Raw genomic sequence first — 26456 nt, 5'->3', positions numbered from 1 at the left:
GAAAAGTTCGCCTGTCGTCAGGGGGACCGGAAGTTCTCCGGGTTTCTGATCCTCGGATGACATCCTCCGCTGCCCCGGGTTCCGTCGATTCCTTGCCAGAACCTGTGCGCGGCCCCGGGATCCGTGGCGCCGCCAGATCGAGAGGACACCTGTGCGAGGAACCCACAGGAACGACACGCCCGGGCGAGGGCCCCGGGCGGCCCGGCGGTGGCCGGCCGCCGTGCTGGGCGCGGCGCTGGTCGCCTCGTTGGCCGCACCCGCCGCCTGGGCCGATCCCGGCCCGGCGCCCGACGCGGCGGCGGACGGGCCGACGCCGGGCCGTCCGGTCCAGGTCACCCTGGTCACCGGCGACACGGTCACGGCCCGGGTCGGTGCCGACGGCGCCGTGGCGCTGGCCGGCGTGCGGCCAGGGCCGGGGCGTGAGGACGTGACCTTCGTCCGGCGCTCCGGTGCGCCCGGTTCGCTGAACCTCGTCCCCTCGGACGCGGTCGGGCCGCTGGACTCCGGACGGCTGGACCCCCGGCTGTTCGACGTCGCCGGGCTGATCGCCCAGGGCTACGACGACGCGCACACCGCCGAACTGCCGCTGATCCTGGGCTCGGAGCACACCGGCGCCCCGGGCCTGGCCGCGGCCGCGCCGCCCGCCGGCGCCACCGCCGTGCGCGCGCTGGAGAGCGTGCACGGCGCGGCCCTGCGCGCCCCGAAGGCGCGGGCGGGCGAGCTGTGGCAGCTGGTCGCGCGGCCGGACGCCGGACTCGCCGCGGCCGGCGCGGGCGGCGTGGACAAGGTCTGGCTGGACGGCAAGGTCACCGCGGCGCTCGACCACTCGACCGCCCAGATCGGCGCCCCGCAGGCCTGGAACTCCGGCTGGACCGGCAAGGGCGTCAAGGTCGCGGTGCTCGACAGCGGCATCGACCGCGGCCACCCCGACGTGGCCGGCTCGCTCGGCGAGACCTCCGACTTCACCGGACCCGCCAACGCGCCGGTGAACGCCGACCCGGACGGGCACGGCACCCATGTCGCCTCGATCGTCGCCGGCACCGGGGCCGCCTCCGACGGCCGGTTCAAGGGCGTCGCCCCCGACGCCGAGCTGCTGGTCGGCAGGGTGCTGGACGACGAGGGCAACGGCCAGGAGTCCTGGGTGCTCCAGGGCATGGAGTGGGCCGCGGCCCGGGCGCCGATCGTCAACCTGAGCCTCACCGGCCCCCCGACCGACGGCACCGACCCGATGGCCCAGGCCGTCAACACGCTCTCCGCCCGCTACGGCACCCTGTTCGTCGCCGCCGCCGGCAACAGCGGCCGCCCCGGCACCGTCGGCACCCCCGGGTCGGCCGACGCCGCGCTGACGGTGGGCTCCGTCGACCGGGACGGCGCGCTCGCCCGGTCCTCCAGCCGGGGCCCGCGCGTCGGCGACCAGGCCGTCAAGCCGGACCTCACCGCGCCCGGCGTCGGCATCGTCGCCGCCCGGGCCGCCGGGACGAACGGTCAGGAACCGGTCGGCGACCGGTACACGGCCATCTCCGGCACCTCCATGGCGGCCCCGCACGTGGCCGGGGCCGCGGCCCTGCTCGCCCAGCAGCACCCGCAGTGGAAGGGCGCGCAGCTCAAGGCCGCGCTCACCTCCTCCGCGGCGCCGGCCGCCGGCCAGGGCGCGTACGAGCAGGGCGCCGGGCGCGTCGACCTCGCCCGGGCCACCGCCCAGGAGGTGTCCGCCACCGCCGAGGGCACCGGGATCCACCTGGAGGGCCCGCCCGGCGGCGCGCCGCTGACCCGTACGGTCGAGTACCGCAACGACGGCGGGACGCCGGTCACCCTGGACCTGGCCGTCGAGACCACCGCGGCGGCCGGCGCGTTCACCGTCTCCCCCTCCCGCCTGACGGTGCCCGCGGGCGCGACGGCGTCGGCCACCGTGACCGTCGATCCGGCCCGCGTCCCCTCGGGGGCGTCGCTGACCGGGCGGGTGCGGGCGACCGGGCCCGGCGGGGCCGCCGTCACCACCGCCTACGCGCTCACCCGCGAGGCCGTGCGGCACGACGTCACCGTCACGGCCGTCGACCGCAACGGGGCGCCGATCGGGCCGGGCACCTGGAACACCTCGTCGACGGTCAACCTCGTCAACCTGGACACCCGAGAGACCTTCCAGCTGCGGTTCACCGGCGGCACGGCCACCGCGCGGGTGCCCGAGGGCCGCTACAACCTCGGCGGAGAGCTGGTCACCCCCGCCTCGGGCACCGCGAGCCGCACCTCGACGCTGTTCCTGCAGCCCGAGCTGGAGCTGCGCGGAGACACCCGGCTCGCCGTCGACGCCCGCGAGGGCCGGCAGCTGACCGTCACCGTCCCCGGCCGCGCCACCACCGGCTGGTCGCTCGCCGCGGGCTACTGCCACCGCGCAACCGGGAGCGCCCCCGAGGGCGACTGCGCGGACTCCTTCGCCGTCCTGGCCCGGCCCGGCAACCTGTACGTCGTCCCCACCGCCCGGCCCACCACCGGCCGGCTCGACTTCGTCACGCAGAGCATCCAGGAGGGCCCGGCCGCGCAGAACGGCCGACTGCCGGACCGCTACGACCTGCTGGTGCACACCACCGGCGGACTGCCCGACCCGGCCCTGACCGTCAAGGCCGGTGAACTCGCCACCCTCAACACCCGCTACTTCGCCCAGGGCCCGGGCACCGCGGGCGACTTCAGCAGCTTCGCGTCCGCCGGCGGCCTCGGCCTCTTCAGCATCGGCCAGCCCAACTTCGCGCTGCCGGCCACCCGCACCGAGTACTTCACCGTGAAGGACCAGTTCCGCGAGACGACCTTCGGCCAGACCGCCGGCCCCGGCGGCGAGATGGTCCCCAGTGCCACCAGCCAGAGCGGCACGGTGCGCTGCGCCGCCGGCGCGACCTGCGCGGAACGCTGGAACGCCGCCGTCATCGGCCCGGGCCTGGCCCCGGACAAGGGCGGCGCCACCATGGCCCGCACCAGCGACGGCTACCTCACCGTGGCCCCGCAGCTGTTCAGCGACGCCTCCGCCGGCCACTTCGGCTCCCCGTGGCCGCGCATGCTCGACGACACCGTCCGCCTCGAACTGGAACGCGACGGGCAGCGCGTCGGCGGCAGCGACCAGGAACAGGCCCGCTTCGCCGTGCCGGCCGGCGACGCTTCCTACCGGCTGACCGCCAAGGCCGTACGGGCCGAACCCTGGGCGATGCTGTCCGGCACCGTCGAGGCCGTCTGGACCTTCCGCTCGGCGGCCGTCGCCCCCGGGCCCGACGGCCGGACCGGCAGCACGGCGCTGCCGGTCGACACCGTCCGCTTCACCGCCCCCGTCGACCCGGACAACCAGACGCCGCGCCGGCAGCACACCCTGCTCGCCGCCGTCGAACGGCAGAAGGGCGCCCCGGCCTCGGCCACCGCGAGCCTGAGTGTGCGGGTCTCCTTCGACGACGGCGCCACCTGGCAGGACGCCCCCGTCGCCCCGGCCGACGGCGGCTACCGCGTCACCGTCGACCCGCCGCAGGGCGCCGGCGGCTTCGTCTCGCTCAAGGCCACCGCACGCGCCGCCGACGGCTCCACCGTCGAGCAGACCGTGCTGCGCGCCTACCGCCTGGCACCCTGACGGCCCGCCGGTGGCCCGCGGGCGATCCCGCGGGCCACCGGCGTGGCGGGGGGCGTGGCCGCCTTCGTGGGGAGGCGGGAGCCAGGTGCGGTATTCCCGCAACTCTGGCGGCCGCTCTACTGCGATGATGATCAGATGAAAGAGGATCCAGTCGTACCGACGCCCGTCATCCTCGGCATAGACGACCTCCGGCCGCTCCCCGGAGTCACGCGGATCGCCCGCACCAGCCGTGAGGGCGTCCGGCTCCTGGAAGAACATCGCGACGTCTTCGTCGACGAACTCTGGCTCGACCACGATCTCGGCGGCGACGACAGCATCATGCCCGTGGTGACCCTCATGGAAGAAGCCGCCTTCAACGGGCGGCCCTTCCGGATCGGAACCGTCTTCGTCCACAGCGCCAACCCCATCGGCGCCGAAACCGTCGTCCGGTCACTCACGCGCTGGAACTACCGCGTCCGGCGGGCAGTGGCGTAGCCAGTCCGCTACCGGCTCGGCGGCTTGTCCGGGCGTCAAACCTGCCTGACGTGCGATCACATGGGTCGGGGAAGCAGCAGCTGGTCGAGGCCGAACTCGAAGCGTTCGTCGAACGCCGTGTCCTCCAGGTGCGGCACCACCCGGTCGAGCGCGGGGTAGCCGCCGGCGGCGAGTGCGGGGCCGAGGGTGTGTTCCTCGCCGGAGGTGGCGAGTGCCTGCTCCTCCTGGGTCAGGCCCAGTGTCAGGTACTGGATGCTCCAGAACGTCCAGGCGGCCCGGCGTTCGTCGAGTCCGGCGTCGAGCAGGGCCGCCACGAGGTGCTCGGCGAACGCGAGGGTCGCGGGCTCGGCGGCGTAGGTGCCGGCGACGACGGCCGCGCCGTCGCGGTGGGCGAGCAGGCTGCGGCGGTAGCGGCGGGCCAGTTCGCGCGCCCGCTCGTCCGGGGCCGCGGGCAGGTCGGTGAGCGGGATCCCGGCGACGATCGCGTCGGCCATCAGCTCCAGCAGTCGGGCCTTGGTCTTGGCGTGCCACAGCACCGTGTTCATCCGTACGCCGAGGCGTTCGGCCGTGCCGCGCAGGGAGACGGCGTCGGCGCCCTTCTCGTCGAGCAGTTCGAGTGCCGCCCGCACCACGGCGGTGGGGTCGAGCCGGGTTCGCGGGGCGGCCGGGGTTTGCTTCTTGGTCACTGACCTAGTCTACTGGAGGCATCGCTATTGGTCAGCGACCAAGAAGGGGAGTCTCGTCATGCCCGAAGGAACACACACCACCACCGCACCCGCCACTGCCGAACACGCCACCGGGGTCGTCATCGCCGGAGGCGGACCGGTCGGGCTCTGGCTCGCCTGCGAGCTGCGGCTCCACGGCGTCGACGTGACCGTGCTGGAGACCCGGGCCGAGCCCGACCCGCACTCCCGCGCCCTCACCGTCCACCCGCGCACCCTCGAACTGTTCGCCGCCCGGGGGCTGGTGGCGCCCTTCCTGGCCGAAGGACTGCGGGTGCCCAACGGGCACTTCGCCGCGCTCACCACCCGGATGGACTTCTCCCGGCTGGACACGCCCTATCCGTTCACCCTCGTCCTGCCGCAGGTCCGCACCGAGGAACTCATCGCCGCCCACGCCGAGGCCGTCGGCGTCCGCCTGCTGCGCGAGCACCGGGTGACCGGTCTGACCCGGCACGACGACGGGGTGACCGTCCAGGTCGACACCCCCACCGGGCACCGGCAACTGCGCGCGGCCTACCTGGTCGGCTGCGACGGCAGCCGCAGCACCGTCCGCACCGCCGCGGGCATCGGCTTCCCCGGCACGTCCGCCACCCGGTGGGCCTGGATGGCCGACGTCACGCTCGACGCGCCGCCCGCCGCGCACACCGCCTTCAACGAGCACGGCACCGTCATGGTCTTCCCCCTGCCCGACGGCCTCCACCGGGTGGTCGGCAACGACGCGCACAGCGTCCAGGAGCCGCCCGAGACCCCCACCATCGAGGAAGTCCGCACCCGGGTGCGCCGGATCGCCGGCACCGACCTCGGCATGCGCGACCCGCACTGGATCTCCGTCTTCGGCAACGCCACCCGCCAGGCCGAGCGCTACCGCCACGGTCGGGTCCTGCTCGCCGGCGACGCCGCGCACACCCACTTCCCCGCCGGCGGACCCGGCCTCAACGTCGGACTCCAGGACGCCGGCAACCTCGGCTGGAAGCTCGCCCAGACCCTCGCCGGCACCGCCCCCGACGGCCTGCTCGACAGTTACCACACCGAGCGCCACCCGGTCGGCGCCGACCTGCTGCGCAGCACCAGCGCGCAGACCGGCCTGATGACCGGCTACACCCCGGAGAACCTCGCCATGCGAGACCTGCTGAGCGAACTCATCGGCGACGTACCGGAGTTCTCCGACGCCCTGGCCCTGCGCGCTTCCGGACTCGCCGTCCACTACCCGCCCGCCGAACCGTCCGACACCCACCCGCTCACCGGGACCCGCACCCCCGACCTCCCCGTTCACGGCGGCACAACACTGCTGCCCCTGCTGCGCCGCGGCCGCTACGTCCTGCTCGACCTGACCACCGCCCCCGACGCCCCGTCGCCGCTCGCGCCGCTGGCCCACGACGTGACGCCGGGCCTCGACGTCCACACCGCCCCTCCGGCCGGCAGCCGTCCCGCAGGCCACCGCGCCGCCTGGTCCGGGGTCACCGCCGCCCTCGTCCGCCCCGACGGCCACCTCGCCTGGCTCTCCACCGACCCCGACCCCCGCGAACCCGCCCGCACCGCCGTCGCGGCGACGCTCGCCCGCCGCTAGGAGCGGAAGGGAGGACGCCCGCCGCGGCACGTCCGGCGCCCGGTCCTCCGGCTGATCGACACGGCCGGAGCTGCCGCATCACCTGCTGCGGTGCCTCCGGCACGCCCCGCGGGGCCGGCGCGGCGAGTCGCGGCCCGGGCGCGCGTTTGACGCATTCCGGGCACATGATCATCCTGGGACGATGGCAGCGGAGCGGAGCGTGGCGGAGATCCTGGACGCGGCCGTCGGCGTCCGCGAGGCCGCCAGGGGTGCGGCGGCCGGCACGACCGGCCTCGACGCGGTCCTGGCGGCGCTGTCGGGGGTGATGGAGTACGACCACGCCTCGCTGGCCCGGTGGGATCCGCTGCGCGGCTGCCACACCACCCTGGCCGGGAGCTACCCGGACGACGCCACCGCGTACATCGAGACGCGGCTCCACCACGACCCGGTGTTCCCCGTGCTCCGCAGCCCGGCCAGGGGCGGCCTCTGGCTCGGGGACGTCCCCGGACGGCTCCTGGCCGCCTCCCCGGGCTTCCGGGAGGTGCTGCGCCCGCTCGGCATAGCGGACGGGGTGGCCCAGTGCCTCTTCGCCGTCGACGGCCGGTACGTCGGGGTGCTGAACGTGAGCACCCGACGGCCGCGGTCAGCGCCCGATCCCGCGCGGGCCGTGGTCACCCTGCTCAGTGAGGCGCTCGCCGCGGCCGTCGCCCCCCACGCGGGCCCGCGGTCCGAGGAGGCCGCCGGGGCAGCCGTTCCCGGCCAGGGCGCCTCGTCCCGGCCCGGTGGGCTCTCGCCGCGCGAGCTGCAGGTCCTGGCCGAACTGACGGCCGGCCGCACCAACCGGGAGATCGCCGAACGGCTGTACGTCACGCCCCGCACCGTGGGGACCCACATCGAGCACATCCTCGCCAAGCTCGACCTCCCCAACCGTGCGGCCGCCGCCGCCCGGGCCGCCGCCTGGGGAATCGGCTGCTCCCGCTGACGCGGACTGGGACACCGTCGCCACCATCCCGCTCGACGCGTAGCCGGCTCGGGCGCCGCCGGCTTGGAGGAGTTCTCCCCCGGGCCCGCTACCGGCGGCCCGGTCGGCGGTCCAAATGCGCCAGAACCAGGACCAATTGACGTACCATCGCCGCGTGGATGCTGCGTGGTTCGGTCTGATCGGCGTCGTGGTCGGCGGTCTGATCTCCACTCTGTGGGGATGGCTCGCGACGATCCGTCAGGAACTGGCCGATGGCATCGTAGGTGCCCGCCTCGTCGACGACGACCTGGCTCGCCTGGAAACAGGAAGCGTCGGTGCGGCTGGTCACCAGGCGCGTCCGACTGCGCAGGCGTGGGCGGAGAACCGGGTGGCACTCGCAAAGGTTCTGGGCTTTCGGCAGTGGAACACCGTTTCCGCTGTCTATCGCCGTAGCGACGCGTCGTCGACTCGCAGCTGGAGTGGGCGGGACCAGGACATCCGCGCCGCTCGCAAGGCACTTGCGCCGTTGGCGGCGGGCAAACGCCATGTCCTCAGTCAGCGCTGGCGGAACATGTTCGTTCGGCACACCGATGACTGAGGACACGTGACCCGGGCACCGGCGAGGCCCGACCCGGACGTGGTTCAGCCGTCCGCCGCGAGCGGACGGGTGCGCAGCAGGGCCCGGGTCGGCAGGGCGGTCGCGGCGAGGCAGAGTGCGACGGCCGCGGCGGCCAGGGTCAGGGCGGTGCCCGGCGGGACGTACGGTGCGGTGCCGGCGAGGCCGCGGGCGATCGGGACGAGGGTGATCCAGGCGATCGCGCCGCCCAGCAGCAGTCCGGCCGCGGCCACGAGCAGGGCCTCCCAGCGCATCATGCCGCGCACCTGGCGGCGGGTGGCGCCGGTGAGGCGCAGCAGGGCCACTTCGCGGCGGCGGTCGAGGACGGTCATCACCAGGGTGTTGGCGGCGGTGATCGCCGCGAAGCCGCCGAGGACGCCCGCCATCACGGAGTTCGCCCAGTCGCCGGCTGCGCGCCTGCGGTCGGTCTGGGCGAGGTATCCGGCGCGGTCGGCCACGGTGAGTGCGCCGGGAGTGGCGGTGGTGGTGCCGGAGGCGTCGGCGGAGAGGTTCGCCAGCCGGGCGGCGATGTCGGCGCGGTCGGTGCCGGGGGTGTCCGCGACCAGGACCTGGCTGTCGTAGGCGACGGCGGCGTGGGTGGCGACGGCCGCCTGGGGCAGGATCAACTGGCCGAAGCCGAGCCCGCGTTCGTACGTGGCGACGACCGTCAGCTGAGCCTGGGTGCCGTCGCCGAGCCAGAAGGAGGCGCGGTCGCCGGCCTTGAGGCCGAGCTTGTCGGCGAGGGCGGTGTCGAGGGCGACGGTGTCGGTGCCCCGGGCGAGGTCGGCGAGCGAACCGGTTCGCACTCCCAGGTCGAGGACCCGGGGCAGCTTCGCCGGGTCGCCGGAGACGCCGAGGGCGTTGGCGGAGCGGAGCTTGCCGTCGGAGCGGTAGACGGCGCCGGTGCGCAGCAGCCCGATCGCGGCGTCGACGCCGGGCACCCGGGCGGCCTGTTCGGCGGTGGTGGCGGGCAGGCCGGGGCCGGTGGAGCCGAGCACGTGGTCGGCCGTGATCCCGTCGCGCACCTGCTCGCCGGTGGCGTGTTGGACGCTGCTCTGGATGAACAGCATGGTGCCGCAGAAGGCGGTCACCATCGCGATGGGGGTGAGGGCGGAGGTCAGTCGGCGGGCGTTGGCGCGGGCGTTGTCGGCGGCCAGTGATCCGCCGGCGCCGCCCGCGCCGGCCCGCAGCGGCAGGCCGAGTACTCCGGCGGCGATCCGGGCCACCCACGGGCCGAGCAGGGCGATGGCCAGCAGGAAGCACATGACCACGCCGAGCGCGGTGTTGGCGGCGTTCTCGCCGCTCAGGTTGGCGGCGACCGCGGTCAGCACCACGCCGCCCGCGATGGCCACCACCCCGAGGAGGGTCCGCACCACGCCCGTTCGCGCCACCGGCACCGACGCCTCGCCGAGCGCCTGGCCGGGCCGCAGGTTGGAGGGCCGCCGGGCGGCGAGGTAGCCGGCGGCCAGTGCGGCGAGCAGGCAGGTGGCGACGGCGACGAGCGCGGGGAGCGGGCCGACGTCCAGTTCGACGCCCGGGGGGACGGCGCCGCGCGAGGCGAGGCCGTCGAACCACCAGCGGGCCAGTGCCACGCCCGGGACGAGGCCGAGCACGCCGGCGAGCGGGGCCACCAGTACCGCCTCCGTGGCGACGGAGCGGCGGATCTGACGGGGTGTCGCGCCGACGGCGCGCAGCAGGGCGAACTCGCGCGCTCGTTGGCCGATGGCCAGGGCGATGGTGGACACCACCACGAAGACGGCCGTCATGGTCGCGGTGCCGCCGAAGGAACCGCCGATCGCGATGAGCAGTGTCCGGCCGTTCCCGAGCGCCGGCTGTTCGACGGATCCGCGGGCGTCGCCGGTGACCACCCTGATCCCGGTGGGGGAGGCGGCGGGCTGGGATGCTCCGGCGGCCTTCCGGTCGGCGGTGTCGCGCAGCGCGCCGCGCAGTTGCCGGGCGAGGTCCCCGGCACTGACGCCTTCGCGTGGCTGGACGGCGACGGCGTCGACGCGGCCGGGGTGGCCGGAGAGCCGGCTCGCCGTGTCGTCGGCGAACCAGGCGGTGGGGCCGGCGCTCTGCGGCGCGGCCAGGCCGGAGATCCGGTAGGTGCCGCTGCCGCCCGGCGCGACCAGGCTCAGGCTCGCGCCCGGGGCGAGGTGGGCGGCGCGTGCGCTGGCGGCGTCGAGGACGACCTCGCCGTCGCCGGGGGCGACGCCCTCGACCAGGGTGTCCGCGCCGCCGGCGATGCCGAGCGCCGCGTACCCGCGCCCCGTCAGGCCCGGCGTCGCAGGGCCCGGCTGGATCGGGAAGGCGGAGTCCGCGCGGGCCGCCGCCACGCCCGGCTGCGCGGCGATGCGCCGGGCCAGGGCGGCATCCAGGCGGGCCCGGTCGGAGACGGGCCGGTCGACGGTCTTCTCCTTCTTGCCGGTCTTGCGGACGATCTCGACGTCCGGATCGGCCGCGACGACGACCGGCGCGTTCGCATAGCGGACCGGGGGCACGGTGGCGGTGATGCCGGTCTGCAGCATGGTGCCGCAGGCCATGATGACCGCCGCGGCGAAGAGCAGGGCGATGAACGTGCCCGCGAAGGAGGCGGGCCGAAAGCGCACCGACGCGCGCGCGAGGCCGTTGCTCACGCCGCCGTCTCCACCCGGCCGGTGGTGAGCGTGACCATCCGGTCGGCGACGGACTGCGGATCCGGGTGGGGCAACTCGCCCGCGAGGATGCCGTCGGCCAGGAAGACCACGCAGTCGGCGAACGAGGCCGCCACCGGATCGTGCGTCACCATGACCACCGTCGCACCCATCGTGTCCACCGCGTGCCGCAGCAGTCCCAGTACCTCGTGTGCGGTGCGGGTGTCCAGGGCACCCGTCGGCTCGTCCGCGAACACCACGTCGGGGCGGGTGATCAGCGCACGCGCGATCGCCACCCGCTGCTGCTGACCGCCGGACAACTGGCCCGGCCGGCGCGAAGCGTGCCCACCCAGACCGACCTGGTCGAGCAACTCCCGCGCCCTGTCACGGTCCTGACGCTCACCGGCCAGGCGCAGTGGCAGCAGCACGTTCTGCAGCACGGTCAGCGAGGGCAGCAGGTTGAACGCCTGGAACACGAACCCGACCCGGCTGCGCCGCAGTTCGGTCAGCCGGTTCTCGCTCAGGCCGGTGATCTCCTCGCCGCCGAGGAACACCTCGCCCGACGTCGGCTCGTCCAGGCCGGCGGCGCACTGCAGGAGGGTGCTCTTGCCGGAGCCGGACGGGCCCATCACGGCGGTGAAGGTGCCGTGCGCCAGCGCCAGGTCGATGCCGCGCAGCGCGTGCACCGTCTCACCGCCGCGCCCGTAGCTGCGCCGCACCGCCCGTAACTCGATCGCGACTCGGGCCCGGCCGGAAGGATCGAAAGGCCCGGTCGGCCCGGTCGGCCCGGTCGGCCCGGACGGCCGGTACTCGGACCGGTACTCGGAGCGGTCGTGGCGGCGTGCCATGGTGGTGCCTTCCCTCGCGGATCGTCGGCGGATCGTCGCTGGTCGTCGACGTGACCCAGGCTAGGAACGGCGGGTGTCGCGAGCCATGGAGGCTGCTGGCGGACGAGGGGTGGGGTTAACCCCACCCGGGTGCATCCGGAACACATCCCTAGGCTGTTCCTCCGAAGCGTCCAGCCCGCCGAGAGGTAGCCATGAAGTCTCCGCGCTGCGGCAAGTGCAGGAAACCGGCCACCGAGGGGCCGTTGGGCGGGTACGTGTGCGGCTCGTGCTGGCACGTCGTCCCCCCGCCGGCCAACGCCACCTCCCGAGAGGTCACCACTCGGGAGGTGGGCGTATCGGGCATGAACTGCGCCCAGTGCGGAGCGGAGATCATCTACGGCCCGCGCGGGGGCTACGTCTGCGGCAACTGCAATCACGTCGTGGAGCCCCCCGACGCGGCCCAGGCCCGCAAGGACGCGGCGAAGGACAGGGCAGACCGGCAGCGACGCGCGGCAGAAGACCGCGCGATGCAGCAACGACGGTGACGACGGGCTTCGTCACATCGGAGCAACCGGAGCAGCCAGATCAACCGGATCAACCGGATCGGACGGTCACCGCCCGGCCCGGCCGCGCCGGACGTCCCGCTACGCCCGTGACCCCCGGACGACGACCGTGCACAGCCGCTTGGTGGCGCGGGTCAGGGCGACGTACAGGTCCCGTTCGCCCGCGGGACGGGCCGCGACGATCCCCTCCGGGTCCACCACGACGGCCTCGTCGAACTCCAGGCCGCGCGCCTCCGACGCCGGGACCAGCCGGGCGTACTCCTCGACTCCGGCGGCCGCCAGTTCCGCCACCCGGCCGTCCGCGCAGACGACGCCGAGCAGCTCGCCGGGGTGCGCGGCGGCCTGCGCCCGCAGCTCGCGGACGAGTTCGCCGACGAGCCGCTCCGGGGCCACCGCGACGGACCGCGGCTCGTCGCCGTGCCGGATCGACCGGACCGGCGGCTGCGCCGGGGCGATCCGGTGGAGCAACTCCCCGGTGGTGGCGAGGATCTCCTGTGTGGTCCGGTAGCTGACGGTCAGCGTCCGCAGGTCGAAGCGCCGGCCGAGGTGCGGGGCGAGCGCCTCGTCCCAGTCCCGCGCGGTCGCCGCCGGGCCCGCCTGCGCGAAGTCACCGACCAGCGTCATCGACCGCCCCGGGCACCGGCGCACGATCATCCGCCACTGCATGGCCGTCAGCTCCTGCGCCTCGTCGACGACGACATGCCCGAAGTCCTGCTCGGGCGGCCCGTCGACCAGGCTCGCCGCCTCGTCGAGGAGCGGCACGTCGGCCTCGGTCCACGGCGCGCCGGGGGAGCGCAGCAGCGACGCCCGCTCGTCGTCGGTGAGGTGCGGCAGGTACTCGGCGAGTGCGTCGGCGTCCGCCAGCAGGGCGTCGACGACCCCGCCGGGCACCAGCCGCGGCCAGAGCTCCTCGACGGCCCGGTCCACGTACGCGTCGTCCAGGAGCGCGGACCGGACGGCGTCGGCGTCGAACTCGTCGGCCCCGGTGGAGGGTTCGCCGTCGATGCCGAGGTTGCGCAGGTCCCGGGCCGCCATCTTGTCGAAGTCGACGCCGGTGAGCTGGGCGACCTCGGCGTCGATGCGCTCCAGGTCCTCGGCCATGCCGCGGGCCAGCGCGCCGGTCAGAGCGTCCACCAGCAGCTCCAGGAACAGCCGGCGCGCCCGGTTGTGGGCGAGTCCGCTCGCCCGCGCCGCCTCGCGCGCCCCGGCGACCTCTCCCTCCGCCAGGCGGACCCACTCCTGCCCGACCCGGACGGTGAAGTCCCCGCAGGGCGCCTGCCGCGCGCGGACCGACCCAACCAGCGCGTCGGCCAGTTCGGCACCGCCCTTCAGACGCGCCACCCCGAACCCGTCCACGGCACCCGGCCGGACACCGGCCAGCTCCGCACACGTCGCCAGGACGACGTCGTTCTCCCCGAGCGAGGGCAGCACCTGGGAGACGTAGTCCAGGAAGCGCGCGTTCGGCCCCAGGACCAGCACGCCGCGCTCGGCCGCCTTCGGGAACGCGTACAGCACGTACGCGGCGCGGTGCAGCGCCACCACCGTCTTCCCGGTGCCCGGCCCGCCCTGCACCACCGTCACCCCGCGGTGCGACGACCGGACGATCGCGTCCTGCTCCACCTGGAGCGTGGCGACCGCCGTACCCATCCGACCCGTGCGCCGCTCCTGCAGCGCCGCCGCCAACGGGCCGTCACCGACGACGTCCCCGCGGGTCGGCTCCGAGCCGTCCAGCAGTTCGTCACTCACCCCGACCACCGTGCGGCCTGCCAGGCTCAGATGACGGCGCCGGCGCAGCCCCATCCGGTGCACCGGCGTCGCCTCGTAGAAGGCCCGTGCCGCCTCCGCCCGCCAGTCCACCAGCAGCGGCAGCTCGTCCTCGTCCCGTTGCAGGCCCAGCCGACCGATCCGGAGCACCGTCCCGTCCGCGAGGTCGATCCGGCCGAAGACCAGCCCTCCCTCGGCGCCCTCCAGCCGGCGCACCTCGCCCGCCAGCCGCCCGGCCGCCACCTCCCGCTCGTACACCTCGCCCGCACTGCCGGCCGCCGACGCGAGCACCCGGCCCAGCTGCGCCCGGGCCCCGGCGAGCCGCTCGTCGAACAGCTCGCCGATGACGGACACCTGCACCCGTTCCAGCTCCACCTGCTGTGCGGCGTTGCCGTGGATCTGCGACAAGGAAGAGCCCCCTCTCGATTCGACCCACCACTATGCAGAGCGATTCCGGGAAAGTAAATGTTGATTTTCCGGCACTGATGTGGCCTTCGATTTCCGGCGGTGCGGATTTCCGGGGAATTCCGGGAACGGCCGCGCGCCCGCCGGGCCGCCGTGGATCCGCTGCGCGGCAACGCGCTTCCGGTGTCACTCCCTTTTGTGCCGCTCCTCGTCGCAGCCCGGTGGCAGTCCGCCTCGCGGCCCTCGGCCCTCGGCCCTCTGCGCGCGGGCGCGCGGCCGTCACCGGCAGCGGCCTGGCCGTGCGCCGTGCATCCAGGGCCGGCTATGGCCGGCGGCGGGTGGGTTCGGCCAGCAGGGCCTCGGCGGCGGCCGTCGCGACGACCTCGGCGACCGTGGACAGGGCGGGCGAATCCAGCTTCCACTGCTGCCAGTACAGGGCGACGTCCATGGGCCGACCGGGCGCCAGTTCCACCAGTCGGCCGGACCGCAGCAGCGGCTCGGCCTGCGGTTCGGGCACGAGGCCCCAGCCGAAACCGGCGGCCACCGCGTCCCGGAACCCGTCCGAGGCGGGCACCAGGTGGCGGATCCGCCCGGCGCCCGAGCGCCCCCCGGTGAGGGACCGGACGAACTCGTCCTGGAGCTCGTCGCGCCGGTCGAAGACCACGGTGGGGGCGTGACACAGGTCCTCGGCCAGGTCCCCGGTGAGCTGCCGGGCCGCGAACTCCGGTGTGGCCACGGCCAGGTAGCGGGCCAGCCCGAGCCGCCGCGCGGTGCAGCCGGCCACCGGGTCGGGCGAGGAGGTGACGGCGGCCATCACCTGGCCCTCGCGCAGCAGGGCGGTGGTGTGGGCCTCGTCCTCCCGGTGCAGCTCGAAGCAGATCGGAGGGTCCTGCGGCACCCGGGTGAGCGCGGGCAGGAACCAGGTCGCGAGGGAGTCGGCGTTGACCGCGATCGGGACCCGGGCCGGGCCCTGCTCGGCGGCCAGGCCCAGTTCGGCGCGGGCGTCGCCTTCCAGGCGGGCCAGCTGGCGGGCGAAACGGACCACCACCTCGCCGGACTCGGTGAGCCGTACCGGCTTGGTGCGCAGCAGCAGGACCCGCCCGGTGCGCTGTTCCAGGGCCTTGACGCGCTGGCTGACGGCCGAGGGGGTCACGTGCAGGGCGGCGGCCGCGGCGTCGAAGGTGCCCTCGTCGACCACCGCGAGCAGGGTCCGGACCTGGTCCAGGGGAAGCTCGTCCATAACTACTGCTAAGGATACGTAAGAATCTTTAGCTGTACTCACCGATACGCCGTCCATACGGTCGAGGCCATGAACAGCAGCACCATCGCGGCCGTGATCGCCGGATTCGGAACCGGACTCTCCCTCATCGTGGCCATCGGGGCCCAGAACGCCTTCGTCCTGCGCCAGGGCGCGCGCAGGCACGCCGTCCTCGCGGTGGTCGCCATCTGCGCCCTCTCGGATGCGGCGCTGATCGCGCTCGGCGTGACCGGGGTGGGCACCGTGGTCACGGCCTGGCCGGCGGCGCTGACCGCCGTGGGCCTGGTCGGCGGGGCGTTCCTGCTCTGCTACGGCTTCCTGGCGGCCCGACGGGTGCTGCGCCCGGATCCGGCGGCCGCGCTCACCGGAGGCGGACCGGAGACGGGTTCCGTCCGGCGAGCGGTCCTGACCTGCCTCGCCATGACCTGGCTGAACCCGCACGTGTACCTCGACACCGTGCTCCTGCTGGGCTCGCTCGCCTCCGACCGCGGCGACCTGCGCTGGGCCTTCGGCGCGGGCGCGGCGCTGGCCAGCCTGTGCTGGTTCGCCGCCCTGGGCTTCGGCGCCCGGCTGCTGACCGGCGTCCTGTCCCGGCCGAAGGCCTGGCGGGTGCTGGACGGGCTGGTCGCCGTGACCATGCTGGTGATGGGCGGGATGCTCGTCGCCGGGGCGTAGGGCGGTCCGAGGCGCCCTGGCCGTCGGACCGAGGCCTTCGGCGGCATCTCCCGGTGGATCGGCTTCGGCAACGGCGGCGTCATCACCGACGGCGACCCCACCGACGGCGACCCCGAGGAGAGCCCGGGCGGCTCAGCCGAGTCGTCCGCGTCGACCGGCACGGCGCCGTGCTGCCCTATCCTCGCGCGCGCAGATCATGCGTTCATGGCGCGTTCTTCCATCGAAGGCGTGATTTTCCCGGAAAGCAATTGTCGCGCCGTTCATTTTCGACCTAACGTGCGCCGAAAGTCCTGACGGGGCGGCGTGCCCCGTCGCCGGGCAGGAGAACCGGCTGATCGGCCCCATCGCGTAGCGGTCCTGAACTCCGATCCGACCGGGGTCCGGCGGGTTTCGGGTTCCGGGCCCGCCGCCCCGGCATCCCGTCAGCAGTGGCAGTACACGTCCAGGACGACGGCTTCCGGGGCCAGGGCGTCCAGGTAGGCGTTGGCGTCCGGCAGGTAGCCGGCGTCGTCGTGGTCGGCCCACGAGCCGTCGAGCCGCAGCAGCGCGTGGCCGGGCACCGCGGTGGCGCGGGCCCGTGCGATGTTCCGGGCCCGGTCCTCGGTGAACCGGAACGGCCAGTCGCACGGTTCGTCGCCGCCCGCGGCCCACGCGTCGTGCCGGGCCGCGGCGAGGCGTTCGTGTGCGGCGCGCAGCGCTTCGAAGTCGAGCAGTCCGCGCGGGCCGCCGTCGCACCGGTTGGGAAGGCCGCCGAGCAGGTCGCGGCCCTGGGGCGGTTCGGCGTAGAGGTGCTTGACCAGTCGCGGGTCCGCGATGGCGTCGGGCCGGTGCAGCAGGCGCGGGCCCTCGATGCGCAGGGACAGGCCGTCCCACTCGCCGCGGGGATTGCGGGTGCTGAGGAAGTATCCGCGCCCGGTCCCGTCGACGTGAAGATAGCCGTCGTCACCGGGGGTTCGTCCGGTCCGGGAGTTCATCACGTCGGCGACCTCGGCCCAGCCGAGGCGGTCCCGGTCCGGCAGGATGCCGCGCTCCTTGTTCGCCCGCACCCAGTACGCGCTGTTCGGGTCCGCCGGCTCGTAGTCCCGGTACGGGGGCACTTCGAGCTCGCTGTGGTACGGCGCGAGGGCGGCGATCAGGGCCTTGCGGTACCGCTCGGGCGCCATCGGTGGCAGGACGACGAGCATGTCGTACCTCGACATCGGCTTTCCTCCTCCGCTTCCGTTTCCGCTTCCGCTTCCGTTCGCTGACCCACCCCATCCTGTCGGACGGCGGTGCAACCGCTCTGTCCGGGGCCCGGTCCTGCCGAGTGTTGTCGACGCCTGGGGTGTGAGTGTCGGGAGAGTTGGGCAGGGACGCGTCAGGACCCGGGCGGCTGTGCGGACGCCCGGTGCGTCGGAGCGGGGCCGGTGACGGCCTGCCGTCAGTGTGCGAGGAGCCCGTCGATCAGGGTGGGTGCGTCCTCGGCCGATCCCCGCTGGGTCGATCGCCGCGTGGCGGACTCCGCCAACGCGGCCGTCCAGTAGGGGCGTTGGGTGCCGCAGCCGTGGGCCCGGGCGTCGCGGGCGGTGGATTCGGCCACTCGGTCACGGTCGGTGTCGGACTCAGGGGTGCGTGTCGGCCGTGCCGGGGACTCCCCCCACCCGGTGGGTGGGCCGGTTGGCGACAGAAGGGGTGGGACCGAGGGTGGATGTGACGGTACGGACGGCGGTCACGACGGACCGCTCGGGGGCGGAACGGAACGCGCAACGGGAGGCGCGATGGGAGGCGCAACTCCGCACGTCCGCCGGGGTGTTCCGGCGCTACTGGACCGGATCGCTGGTGAGCCGGCTCGGGGACCAGGTGACCGCCGTCGCCCTGCCGCTGATCGCCGTGCTCACCCTGCATGCGACGGCCTGGCAGGTCGGCCTGGTCACCGGCGCCGGGTACCTGGCCTGGCTGCTGGTCGGGCTGCCGGCCGGCGTCCTGGTCCACCGGCTCCCGCTGCGCGGCACCCAGGTGGTGATGGACCTGGTGCGCGCGCTGGCCGTGGCCACGGTGCCGGTGGCGGCCGCGCTGGGGGTGCTCGGACTGCCGCACCTGGTCGCGGTGGCCCTGCTGGTCGGGCTGGCGAGCGTGGTCTTCGACGTCGGCAACTCCACCTTCCTGCCCTCGATCGTCGCCAAGGAGGAGCTGACCGCCCGCAACAGCCTGCTCTCCGGCAGCAGCGCGGCGACCGAGCTGGCCGGCCCCTCGCTCGGCGGGGTCCTGGTCCAACTCGTCGGCGGTGCGGCCGCGATGGTGCTGGACGCGGTCAGCTACCTGGTCTCGGCCGCCCTGCTGCGCAGCCTGCCGCGCGCGGAGCGGCCCGCCGGGCGGCCGGCCGGCGCGGGGATGCGGGAACAGATCGGCGAGGGCTGGCACTTCGTCACCCGCCACCCCGTGATCGGGCCGTGCGCCGCCGACGCCGCCGTCGTCAACTTCGTCGCGGGCGGGCTGATGACGCTCACTCCGGTGTTCCTGATCGACACCCTCGACGCGCCGGCCGCCGCCGTCGGCGCCCTGATGGCCACCGGCGGCCTGGGCAGTCTGGCCGGCGCCGCCCTCACACCCCGGGTGGTGTCCAGGATCGGCAGCGGCGGCGCCCTGCGGTGGGCGGCGCTGGTGGCCGCGCTCTTCACCTTCCTGCTCCCGGCGGCGAGTTCGGGCTGGGCGGTGCTGGTCTTCGCCGTCGGCAACGCGGGCTTCTCGGCGGGCGTCGTGGTCACCAGCATCGTCGCCCGCACCCACCGGCAGACCCACGCCCCGGCGGAGCTGCTCCCCAGGGTGATGGCCACCGTCCGGTTCGTCTCCTGGGGCGCCACCCCGGTCGGCGCGCTGCTGGCCGGCGCGGCCTCCACCGCCTGGGGGCCGCGCACGGCCCTGGTGGTGCTGGCCGTGTGCGGCCTGGCCGGTCCGGCGATCCTGCTGGTCGGTCCGATCCGCCGGGTGCGCGACCTCGCCTGATCGGGGTGCGGGCGGCGGGCGGCGTATGACGTACGGCGGTTCCGCCCTCGGCGGGTGGGGCCGACCAGCCGCGCCCGGTCGAGGACGGGGCCTGGCCGGCGCCACCGAGGACGCCGGGAGTCAGGGCGCGTCGGACCGGATGTCGTAACGGGAACGGGCCCTGGCGATCTCGTTCTGGTGCTGTTCCGTCCACACCACCAGGGACTGGATCGTCGAGTGCAGGGTGCGCCCGAGCGGGGTGAGTTCGTAGTCCACCCGGGGCGGGACCACCGGATGCACGGTGCGGCTGACCAGGCCGTCCCGCTCCAGCTGGCGGAGCGTCACGGTGAGCATCCGCTGGCTGATGCCGTCGATCTCACGGCGCAGTTCGGTGAAGCGCAGGGAGCGCCGGTCCAGCAGGGCGATGACCAGCAGCGACCACTTGTCGGCGATCCGGTCGAGGATCTGGCGGACTTCGCAGTCCTCACGCGTGTCCCATTGCAGGACCGCGTAGTCGCCGTCGGTATCCGTGCAGTGCGTCGGTAACTTCGAAGTGCCTTCTTCCACGGTTCCTCATGCTGCCGCAGGATGGCGACTGCTTACAAGAGGGAACTGGCAGGCCGTGCGGGAACCGACCCCGGCCGTCCGGTCCCGGGCTCCGTGACGCCTCGCAAGGAGAACTCCGTGTCAACCCGAACCGCATCGCCGGAAGGCGACTCAGGCCGGATCACCGGCCGATCCCTGGGTGTACTGATCGTCCTGTGCGGCGCCATCTTCCTGGAGGGCATCGACGTCGCGATGCTCAACGTGGCGCTGCCCTCCATCCGCGCCGACCTGGGCATGTCCACCGGAGCGCTCAGCTGGGTGCTGAGCGCCTACGTCCTCGGTTACGCCGGCTTCATGCTGCTGGGCGGCCGCACCGCCGACCTTCTGGGCCGGCGGCGGATGTTCCTGTTCTGGCTGACCACCTTCGTGCTCTTCTCCGGCCTCGGCGGATTCGCCACGGAGGGCTGGATCCTGATCCTCGCGCGCTTCGTGACCGGTCTGTCGGCGGCCTTCATGACGCCGGCCGGCCTGGCCGTCATCACGACCTCCTTCGCGGAGGGCCCGCAGCGCAACCGGGCCCTGCTGCTCTACGCGGGCACCGCGGCCGCGGGCTTCTCGCTGGGCCTGGTGGTCGGTGGTCTGCTCACCGGGATCAGCTGGCGCTGGGTGTTCTTCGCCCCGGTGATCCTCGCAGGATCGATCCTGCTCGGGGCTCTGGCGCTGATCCCCCGGGAGGCGCCGCCGCAGCGCGACCCGAACGAGAAGTTCGACGTCCTGGGCGCGATCACCGCGACCGGCGCGATGCTGCTGCTCGTCTACGCGGTGGTCCGCTTCGGCGAGTCCGACGCCGAGCTGGGGGTCACCCTGGCGATCCTGGGCGGCGGCCTGCTCCTGCTGGTGCTGTTCGTCGTCGCCGAGCAGCGCTCGGCCACCCCGCTGGTGCGGCTGGGCATCCTGCGCTCCGGCCCGCTGGTGCGCGCCAACCTCGGGGCGATGCTCTTCGCCGGCTCGTTCTTCGGCTTCCAGTTCGTGGTCACGCTGTTCCTGCAGGACCTGCGCGGCTGGAACTCGCTGCAGACCGGTCTCGCCCTGCTGGCGGTCGGATGCGACGCGATCCTCGCCCCGACCCTGACTCCGAAGCTGGTCGACCGGTTCGGCAACGTCAAGGTCATCCTCGGCGGCTTCCTGCTGGCCGCGGTGTCCTACGCGCTGTTCCTGCCGGTGGGCCTCGACTGGAGCTACGCGGCGATGTTCCCGACCATGATCCTCACCGGCATGGCCTTCTCGCTCGCCTACGGCCCGCTCACCATCGCGGCCACCGACGGGATCGAGGAGGAGGAACAGGGCCTGGCCGGCGGCCTGGTCAACACCTCGTTCCAGTTCGGTGCGGCGCTCGGCCTCTCCGTCGTCACCACCGTCAACCTGGCCGCCACCAAGGCCGACGGCACCGTCCGGGACAAGCTGGACGGCTTCCACGCGGCGCTCGCCGTGCCGGTGGGCGCGGTGCTCCTCGGTGCGGTCGTCACCGCCTTCGGCCTCGGCCGGAAGCGTGTCGTCGCCGCTCCCGTGGCCGGGGCGCGCGAGGACGAGGCGCTCGTCTCCTGAGGCCTCTCCGGGACGCCAGGCCGGGCACCGGTGCAGCGCCGGCAGGCCCCGCACGTGGGGGTGCGGGGCCTGCCGTCAGCAGTGGTCCGGTGGTCCGGTGCTGTGGTCCCTGGCGTCAAGTCGCTTGACGGCAAGGGATGTTACGGCGCCGACCGTCAGCGGACCTCGGCCACCAGGGGACCGTACTTCGCCTTGATGTCCGCAGCCGCGGACTGCCACTGCGGGGTGTCGACGATCACGCCGCTACCGTCGATGGCGAGCGTCAGCCCCTCGATCTCCACACCCTTGGCCTGCCACTCCTCGGTGTCCGCGCGGATCCGGTTCAGGAACGTCATGAGCTGGCCGCGGGAGCCGGCCGCGTCGGCGAACGCCACCTTCACCGGGGGTGCCGCCATGCGGGTCACGGCGGCGTCCAGTCCGCTGCCGGGGACGCGCATCACGTACAGCGTGTTCGTGCTCCGGTCGCGGCAGGTGCCGAAGTACTGGTCGGGGTAGTCGGTCATCGCCAGTCCCTCGATGGCCTGACCCGCCTGGTTCAGGGCGAGCTCCGCCGGATCCGCCGACACCGACGATGACGACGGTGACAGCGAGCCCGAGGCCGTGGGCCAGGTCGACGGCGAGCCGGGCCTGGACGGGGCGTCGGAGCTCGGGGCCCCGGTTGGGGGGCCGCCGGTTGTCGGGGCCCCGGTTGTGGGGCCGCCGGTCGACGGCATCCCCGACGAGGGCTGGTCCGTCGCCGGAAGGCCGGACGACGGCGTTCCGCCCGAGGGGTGGCCCGACGGCGGACTCGGCAGCAGCCGGGCGCCGTGCTGGTGCCAGCCCGGCGTCCGCATCGACGAGGGCCCGTTCGTGCAGTTCAGCATCACGGTCACGCGTCCCGGCGCCGTCGCGCTCGGTGTCGGACTCGTCGTGCCCGGGCCCGCCCCGGCCGCGCCCGTGCGGCCGGCCCCGAGGCCGCCGACGAGCTGTGTCAACGCCCCCGCTCCGACGGCCAGCACCGCCACCGCCGTGACTCCCCGCACGACCGCCTGCCGTCGGGCCCGGCGGCGCCCGGCCTCGTGCAGCTCGGTCAGCGGCGGGCTGCCACCGATTCCCGCGGCATGCGCTCCGAGCCGGGTGACCAGCTCCTCCTCGAACCTGTCCTCAGCGCTCACGACTCACCAACTCCTCCACCGGTTCCATCTCCTGTCGAAGCGCCTTGATCCCGCGCGCCAGGTGAGTCTTCGCCGTGGGCACCGAACACCCCAGCTCCTCCGCCACCTGCGCCACCGGGAGGTCCAAGTAGTAGCGCAGCACCACGGCCGCCCGCTGCCGTCGCGGCAGCCCGGCCAGTGCCGCGGCCAGTTCGTCGTCCCGCTCGGTCTCCTGGGCCGCCGGCCCGTCCGGCAGCGCGGAGGTGAGCACCTCGCGTCTGGTCCGCCGCCATCGCGACACGTGGGTGCGGACCATCGTCCTGCGGACGTACCCCTCGCTCGCCGCCACGTCCCGGATCGCCGAACGTTTCGGATACACCTGGGCCAGGGCGTCGTGCAGCAGGTCGCGGGCGTCGTGGACGTCCCCCGTGATCAAGTAGGCCCCCCGGAGCAGGGCCTGGTACCGCGCTGCGACGAACTCGTCGAACGGGTCGGGCCCGGAGCCCCCCGGGCGGATCGCTTCGCGCTTCATGTCCCCAGGACGTCCGGGCCGCCGAAAACGGATGACAAACCACCGGTATTCGCCCCGGAGATCCGGCGTGATGGGCGCCGGGCCTGATTTTCCGTGAGTTCGGTCACACATCTTGTGGGATGTCATGGCCGGGCTCACACTACCGATTTGCGACCATACGTGCGCTTCCGCACGAAGGTCCTCCACTTCTCGTCCGCCGGGCGCTCCCCGGCCGCCGCATGCCCTCCTCCGGCCGGGTCCGGAGGACGGCCGCCATCACCGTCGGACATCCCCGGACGCTCGGTCCGACGCCGCGCTCCTCTGACCGTACGCACCAGCAGGGGTGGGCGCCGTGCCCCCGGACCGCGCCCGTCGTCCGTACTCCCACCCCCACGCAAAGGAGCTTCGGATGAAGCACCCGCGCACCCCCACCCCCTGGCGGCGGCCGTTCGCCGCCGTCGCGGCCGCCGCCCTCGCCCTGGCCGGCGCCGCCTGGAGCACCGCGCCGGCGGCCGCGAGCGCCGCCGCCACCCCGGCCGCCGCCACCCCGGCCGCCGCCGTCGCGGCGACGCCCACCCCGGACACCGCCGCCGTCGGGCCGAGCCTGGTCCGGGTGGGCGCCGACCCGCTCACCGACACCGGCAGCCAGCACGCCACCGAGGTGGAGCCCGACACCTTCGCCCAGGGCGGCACGATCGTCTCCTCCTTCCAGGTCGGGCGGTTCGTCGACGGCGGCGCGGCCGGCCTCGGCTGGAGCACCTCGATGGACGGCGGCGTCAGCTGGCGGCAGGGCATGCTGCCCGGCCTCACCGTCCAGCAGGGCGGCCGTTGGGCCCGCGCCTCCGACCCGTCGGTCGCCTACGACGCCAGGCACGGCACCTGGATGGTCGCCGGCCTGGTCATCGACTCGGGGCGCAACCCCGTGGGCGTGACCGTCAGCCGCTCCGCCGACGGCCGGAGCTGGCGGGAGCCGGTGCCGGCGGTCGGCTTCGACGGCCAGGCCTACGACAAGGAGTGGATCGTCTGCGACAACACTCCGACCAGCCGATACTTCGGCACCTGCTACATCGAGGTCGACATCCCGTCCTCCGACGACCTGATGGTCATGTCCGTCTCGCGGGACGGCGGTTCCACCTGGTCCGCCCCGGCCTCCCCGTCCGGCGTCAACCTGGGCCTCGGCGGCCAGCCGCTGGTGCGGCCGGACGGCACGGTCGTGGTCCCCTTCTCGACCGACACCACCTCGATCCGCTCCTTCACCTCCACCGACGGCGGCAGGTCCTGGGGCTCCACGGTCCTGGTCGCGGACGTCTCCGCGCACGAGGTCGCGGGCGGCCTGCGCGACGGCGAGGGCCTGCCCTCGGCGGAGATCGACGCCGACGGCAGGGTCTACGTCGCCTGGCAGGACTGCCGCTTCCGGGCCGGCTGCCCGGTCAACGACATCGTCTACGCGACCTCGCCCGACGGCACCAGCTGGTCCGCCGTGACCAGGGTGCCGATCGACCCCACCACCAGCGGCGCGGACCACTTCCTGCCCGGCCTCGGCGTCGACCGCGCCACTGCCGGCCCCACCGCCAAGCTCGGGTTGTACTACTACTTCTACCCGGAAGCCGACTGCACCGACGTCACCTGCCGGCTGGAGGTCGGATACATCTCCTCCGCCAACGGCGGCGCCACCTGGAGCACACCGCTGACCGTCGCCGGCCCGATGCCGCTGTCCCGGATCGCCGCCACGACCGGGGGCAGCATGGTCGGCGACTACCTCTCCACCTCCGTCCTCGACGGCAGGGCGGTGGCGGTCTTCGCGGTCGGCAGGGCCCCGGCCGACGGCCGGGCCTTCGACGAGGCGATGTACGCCGTCCCGGGCGGCCTGCCCGTCCGCGCCGGCACCACCCCGTCGAGCACCGGCCCGGTCCTCTCCACCTCGCCCGACCACGAGCGGCCCCTCCCGCCGCTGACCCGCCACTGACCGCTCCGGTCCGTCCTTCCACCGGGCCCGTCCTCCCGCCCCGCCGGGAGGACGGGCCCTTCCCCGCACGGCAGTTGTCGACGTCCTCCGGCGCTCCGAACCGCAGGTGATCCGTCGCCCCTGGGCCGTCCTGCGGGGCAACGCGAGAGGGAAGGGCTCCCGCCGGGCATCCTGTTCGCCCTCTGGCGTTTCGATTCCGCGCCAGTAACATGAGTGACCCTCACGTTTACTCAGGAGGCTGTCATGTCGGACCGCTACGACCTGCCGGCGGGATTCCGCTGGGGTGCCGCCACCGCCGCGTACCAGATCGAGGGGGCGGTGGAGGAGGACGGCCGCGGGCCCTCCGTCTGGGACACCTTCGCCGCCCGGCCGGGAGCCGTCCGCGACGGCCACACCGGCGCGGTGGCCTGCGACCACTACCACCGCTACCCCGAGGACATCGCCCTGATGAAGGGCCTCGGGCTGGACGGCTACCGCTTCTCCGTCTCGTGGTCCCGAGTCCTGCCCACCGGCGCCGGCGCCGTCAACCCGGCCGGACTCGCCTTCTACGACCGCCTGGTGGACGCGTTGTCGGAGGCCGGCATCACGCCGCTGCCGACCCTCTTCCACTGGGACCTCCCGCAGGGCCTGGAGGACGGCGGCGGCTGGCTCAACCGCGACACCGCGTACCGCTTCGCCGAGTACGCGGGGATCGTCACCGACCGCCTCGGCGACCGCGTCCCCGCCTGGATCACCCTCAACGAGCCCTTCGTCCACACGGTGTTCGGCTACGCCCTGGGCACCCACGCCCCCGGCCGCACCCTGATGTTCGAGGCCCTCCCGGCAGCCCACCACCAGCTCCTCGGCCACGGTCTGGCCGCCTCGATCCTCCACGAGCGGGGCCTGGAGGTGATGCTCTCCAACAACCTCACCCCCGTCGAGCCCGCCTCCGACGCCGCCGAGGACGCGGCCGCCGCCCGGGCCTACGACGCCCTCCACAACCGGCTGTTCACCGATCCCGTCCTGCTCGGCCGCTACCCCGACCTCTCCGCCCTCGGCGTCCTCGAGGACATCTTCGGCGCCGTGCGCGACGGTGACCTCGACCTCATCCACGCACCCGGCCTGGACGGCCTCGGCCTCAACTTCTACAACCCCACCCGCGTCGCCGCCCCCACCGAACCCGGCCTGCCCTTCGACCTCGTCGACATCCCCGACGTCCCCCACACCGCCTTCGGCTGGCCCGTCGTCCCCGACGCCCTCACCCGCCTCCTCCTCGACCTCCGCGACACCTACGGCACGGCCCTCCCACCCGTCACCATCACCGAGAACGGCTGCTCCGTCGAGGAGTCCGTCGAACCCGACCAGCCCCGCATCGACTTCATGGCCGCCCACCTCGACGCCCTCGCCAGGGCCGCCGCCGAGGGCGTCGACGTCCGCGGCTACTACACCTGGTCCCTCCTCGACAACTTCGAATGGGCCGAGGGGCTGTTCAGCCAGCGCTTCGGCCTCGTCCACGTCGACTTCGCGACGCAGGAGCGGACGCCGAGGGCCTCCTACGCCTGGTACCGGGACCTGATCGCCGCCCACCGGGCTTCCCGGACGCGGTAGTCGGCACCCGGCGGCCGGGTCCGTGGCGCACCACCGCTGACCGCCCGCGCGCGTGCGGGCGGTCAGCGCGGGAGCCGGCCGCACCCGGCGCCCCCGGGGGCG

General features: G+C 74.3%; 21 protein-coding genes. 11 read left to right on the top strand and 10 right to left on the bottom strand.

What is annotated here, in order from left to right:
- Window positions 1-151 precede the first annotated feature (151 nt).
- Together ACWDBB_RS00105 and ACWDBB_RS00100 are read left to right on the top strand one after the other, a co-directional pair.
- Window positions 152-3601, top strand: a complete 3450-nt coding sequence (locus tag ACWDBB_RS00105; RefSeq protein WP_449787439.1) for a S8 family serine peptidase — start codon at window positions 152-154, stop codon at window positions 3599-3601.
- A 54-nt stretch (window positions 3602-3655) separates the two neighbouring features.
- Window positions 3656-4075 carry a cyclic-phosphate processing receiver domain-containing protein gene (locus tag ACWDBB_RS00100; protein WP_449787438.1) on the top strand — a complete coding sequence of 140 codons (420 nt, stop codon included), beginning with the start codon at window positions 3656-3658 and terminating at the stop codon, window positions 4073-4075.
- Between the two features lie 56 nt (window positions 4076-4131).
- Here the strand turns inward: ACWDBB_RS00100 and ACWDBB_RS00095 are convergent, their stop codons facing one another.
- Complete coding sequence (locus ACWDBB_RS00095) at window positions 4132-4761, bottom strand: TetR/AcrR family transcriptional regulator C-terminal domain-containing protein (RefSeq protein WP_449787437.1); 630 nt, start codon at window positions 4759-4761, stop codon at window positions 4132-4134.
- Between the two features lie 58 nt (window positions 4762-4819).
- On the opposite strand from ACWDBB_RS00095, the gene ACWDBB_RS00090 reads away from it, so the two are divergent.
- The 3 genes from ACWDBB_RS00090 to ACWDBB_RS00080 all read left to right on the top strand — a co-directional run bounded on the left by ACWDBB_RS00090 (window position 4820) and on the right by ACWDBB_RS00080 (window position 7902).
- Window positions 4820-6364, top strand: coding sequence for an FAD-dependent monooxygenase (locus ACWDBB_RS00090; protein WP_449787436.1), 1545 nt, complete (start codon window positions 4820-4822; stop codon window positions 6362-6364).
- Between the two features lie 181 nt (window positions 6365-6545).
- Window positions 6546-7325, top strand: coding sequence for a response regulator transcription factor (locus ACWDBB_RS00085; RefSeq protein WP_449787435.1), 780 nt, complete (start codon window positions 6546-6548; stop codon window positions 7323-7325).
- A 154-nt stretch (window positions 7326-7479) separates the two neighbouring features.
- Window positions 7480-7902 carry a hypothetical protein gene (locus ACWDBB_RS00080; RefSeq protein ID WP_449787434.1) on the top strand — a complete coding sequence of 141 codons (423 nt, stop codon included), beginning with the start codon at window positions 7480-7482 and terminating at the stop codon, window positions 7900-7902.
- Between the two features lie 44 nt (window positions 7903-7946).
- Here ACWDBB_RS00080 and ACWDBB_RS00075 read toward each other — a convergent pair whose 3' ends face one another.
- Together ACWDBB_RS00075 and ACWDBB_RS00070 are read right to left on the bottom strand one after the other, a co-directional pair.
- A complete protein-coding gene (locus tag ACWDBB_RS00075) occupies window positions 7947-10556 on the bottom strand; it encodes an ABC transporter permease (RefSeq protein ID WP_449787433.1) in 2610 nt (869 codons plus the stop codon).
- Complete coding sequence (locus tag ACWDBB_RS00070) at window positions 10553-11401, bottom strand: ABC transporter ATP-binding protein (protein ID WP_449787432.1); 849 nt, start codon at window positions 11399-11401, stop codon at window positions 10553-10555. The genes ACWDBB_RS00075 and ACWDBB_RS00070 overlap by 4 nt, the downstream gene beginning before the upstream one ends.
- 341 nt (window positions 11402-11742) lie before the next feature.
- Here ACWDBB_RS00070 and ACWDBB_RS00065 point away from each other — a divergent pair, with 341 nt between their 5' ends.
- Window positions 11743-11925 carry a hypothetical protein gene (locus ACWDBB_RS00065; protein WP_449787431.1) on the top strand — a complete coding sequence of 61 codons (183 nt, stop codon included), beginning with the start codon at window positions 11743-11745 and terminating at the stop codon, window positions 11923-11925.
- A 99-nt stretch (window positions 11926-12024) separates the two neighbouring features.
- Here the strand turns inward: ACWDBB_RS00065 and ACWDBB_RS00060 are convergent, their stop codons facing one another.
- Window positions 12025-14115, bottom strand: coding sequence for a HelD family protein (locus tag ACWDBB_RS00060; protein WP_449787430.1), 2091 nt, complete (start codon window positions 14113-14115; stop codon window positions 12025-12027).
- Between the two features lie 319 nt (window positions 14116-14434).
- Window positions 14435-15352, bottom strand: coding sequence for a LysR family transcriptional regulator ArgP (locus ACWDBB_RS00055; protein ID WP_449787429.1), 918 nt, complete (start codon window positions 15350-15352; stop codon window positions 14435-14437).
- Between the two features lie 69 nt (window positions 15353-15421).
- Here ACWDBB_RS00055 and ACWDBB_RS00050 point away from each other — a divergent pair, with 69 nt between their 5' ends.
- Entirely contained in the window at window positions 15422-16045 is a 624-nt protein-coding gene (locus ACWDBB_RS00050) for a LysE/ArgO family amino acid transporter (RefSeq protein ID WP_449787428.1), read from the top strand.
- Between the two features lie 422 nt (window positions 16046-16467).
- Here ACWDBB_RS00050 and ACWDBB_RS00045 read toward each other — a convergent pair whose 3' ends face one another.
- Window positions 16468-17244 carry a hypothetical protein gene (locus ACWDBB_RS00045; protein ID WP_449787427.1) on the bottom strand — a complete coding sequence of 259 codons (777 nt, stop codon included), beginning with the start codon at window positions 17242-17244 and terminating at the stop codon, window positions 16468-16470.
- Between the two features lie 221 nt (window positions 17245-17465).
- Window positions 17466-17624, bottom strand: a complete 159-nt coding sequence (locus tag ACWDBB_RS00040; protein WP_449787426.1) for a hypothetical protein — start codon at window positions 17622-17624, stop codon at window positions 17466-17468.
- Window positions 17625-17833: 209 nt separating this feature from the next.
- Here ACWDBB_RS00040 and ACWDBB_RS00035 point away from each other — a divergent pair, with 209 nt between their 5' ends.
- Window positions 17834-19027, top strand: a complete 1194-nt coding sequence (locus ACWDBB_RS00035; RefSeq protein WP_449787754.1) for an MFS transporter — start codon at window positions 17834-17836, stop codon at window positions 19025-19027.
- A gap of 120 nt (window positions 19028-19147) precedes the next feature.
- Here ACWDBB_RS00035 and ACWDBB_RS00030 read toward each other — a convergent pair whose 3' ends face one another.
- Window positions 19148-19573 (bottom strand): winged helix-turn-helix transcriptional regulator, encoded by a 426-nt coding sequence (locus ACWDBB_RS00030; protein WP_392875880.1) that lies wholly within the window; start codon window positions 19571-19573, stop codon window positions 19148-19150.
- 159 nt (window positions 19574-19732) lie between these two features.
- Between ACWDBB_RS00030 and ACWDBB_RS00025 the strand changes: the two genes are divergently transcribed.
- Entirely contained in the window at window positions 19733-21157 is a 1425-nt protein-coding gene (locus tag ACWDBB_RS00025; RefSeq protein WP_449787753.1) for an MFS transporter, read from the top strand.
- A 155-nt stretch (window positions 21158-21312) separates the two neighbouring features.
- On the opposite strand, the gene ACWDBB_RS00020 is transcribed toward ACWDBB_RS00025, so the two are convergent.
- Window positions 21313-21660, bottom strand: a complete 348-nt coding sequence (locus tag ACWDBB_RS00020) for a hypothetical protein (protein WP_449787425.1) — start codon at window positions 21658-21660, stop codon at window positions 21313-21315.
- A 640-nt stretch (window positions 21661-22300) separates the two neighbouring features.
- On the bottom strand, window positions 22301-22822 hold the full coding sequence (locus ACWDBB_RS00015; protein WP_449787424.1) for a SigE family RNA polymerase sigma factor: 522 nt from the start codon (window positions 22820-22822) through the stop codon (window positions 22301-22303).
- A 388-nt stretch (window positions 22823-23210) separates the two neighbouring features.
- On the opposite strand from ACWDBB_RS00015, the gene ACWDBB_RS00010 reads away from it, so the two are divergent.
- Together ACWDBB_RS00010 and ACWDBB_RS00005 are read left to right on the top strand one after the other, a co-directional pair.
- On the top strand, window positions 23211-24767 hold the full coding sequence (locus ACWDBB_RS00010) for a sialidase family protein (RefSeq protein WP_449787423.1): 1557 nt from the start codon (window positions 23211-23213) through the stop codon (window positions 24765-24767).
- Window positions 24768-25010: 243 nt separating this feature from the next.
- A complete protein-coding gene (locus tag ACWDBB_RS00005) occupies window positions 25011-26354 on the top strand; it encodes a GH1 family beta-glucosidase (protein WP_449787422.1) in 1344 nt (447 codons plus the stop codon).
- The last annotated feature ends 102 nt before the right edge of the window (window positions 26355-26456 follow it).

The sequence above is a fragment of the Kitasatospora sp. NPDC001095 genome (assembly GCF_053598615.1).
This window is presented reverse-complemented; position numbering and strand designations above follow the sequence as displayed.